This window comes from Streptomyces sp. NPDC031274 (assembly GCF_055570235.1).
On record NZ_JBVIHP010000187.1, the window covers coordinates 1 to 1,579 of the forward strand.

1 pseudogene is annotated in these 1,579 nt (G+C 64.7%); it reads left to right on the top strand.

From position 1 onward, the window contains the following. Positions 1-642: 642 nt before the first annotated feature. Positions 643-1,579, top strand: a pseudogene (locus ACZ5CR_RS44815) (hypothetical protein); the annotation flags it as partial.

A 1,579-nucleotide genomic window follows, 5' to 3' on the forward strand; every position in this document is an offset into this window, starting at 1 on the left:
CTCGAGCATCGACAGGAAGGCTTGGCTCAGACCAGTCAGCTCGGCTATGTCATCCTGCCGCAGCCTTCCGAGGCTTCGTACGAGTGTGCAGAGATTCCCGAAGTCTCGCTCTTTCAGGGCTAACTGGACTTCTGGTGCATCCCAGACGCGCTCGGGCACGCAGAGGGGAGCTGGGGCAGCTGCCAGCCGTCCTCGGAGACACGCACTACAGCAGTCCTCGCTGTTGTATCTGCTCAGCTGGCACCCACACCCGTCGCAGCGGCGCGTATGCCCTTCAGCCGCAGGTGCCTTGGCGGCGCGCAGTCCCGACACGGACATCCACTCCTTGGTGAACTGGTGCCGGTGGCACGCACCGAGACCACCGCAGCGAGCCGACCTACGTGCGACCGCCCCTTTGCATGGCTGTGCGTTGCCTCACCAGCGCAATCAGTGACCGAAGCTTCGAGAGTGCCGGTGCCCCTGCGGCGTAACTACCGCTGTTGCAGCCGTCATCCGACTCGCTGCGATTCGCTGTCCGTGGCGCGTACCGTCATACCAACCGTCACCTTGACCGTCATCTTCTCTGTTTGGGCGCAGAGTTGATGCGGTAGGGGCAGTTCGAATCTACGGTCATTGGACACGAGCCGTCCTGGCAGGAGAGCCATGAGCACACTGTTATGGCATCTGATGAAGGCCCGACACCTGCAGGTCTACGAAGCGTTCGCCACGCAGTTCGAGCAGGCAGCCAATGAGCTCGCGGATCTCGATCGAGATCCGCGGCTACAGGGGCTGTCCGCTTCGAAGCGGACGGTGGAACGCTGGTGGGGCGGAGAGCTGAAAGGGCAGCCCCAGCCGGACCAGAGCCGGGTCCTGGAGCACATGTTCAGGCGTCCGATTGCCGAGCTACTTGCCGAGCGGGAGCCTCCGGCCGAGCCGGATCCGCCTGCTCTCACCCGCGTCGCGGGTCAGCTGCCGGCCCGTGTACTGCTCACCGATCCTCGTAATCCTTGCGCGGATTCGGACGACATGGGAAGGCAGGTCGCAATGGCGGCAGATCGAGCACTCCGGTTCGCTGTGATGGCCGAGGGCAACAGTCTGGGACAGGAAACCCTCGCCCACATCCAAGGGGAGGTTGCCCGTATCGCAGCGGACTACCCACGTGTTCCCCTCCACTCCCTGCTCGGGGACCTGATCGAGGTGCAGGACCTCGCGCACCGCCTCCTGGAGAGCGGCAAGGCCAAGCCCACACAGGCCCGAGACCTCTACCTCCAAGCTGCGATGGCCGCCGGGATGCTGTCCAAAGCCAGCCATGATCTTGGTGATCCCCGATCAGCGATGACTCAAGCTCGGACCGCCTACATTTGCGCCGACCAAGCCGACCACCATCCCATGCGGGCTTGGGTGCGCGGCCTTCAGTCCCTCATCTCCTACTGGGCTGGTCGCCCCCAGGACGCCGTCCACTACGCGGCACTCGGCACTCATGAGGCCGCACGAGTCACCGGGAGCACCAGCACCTGGCTCGCGTGCCTCGACGCCCGCGCCCACGCTCTTCTCGGCGACAGCGACGCCGTCAATGACGCAATCTCCCGTGCCGGAGACA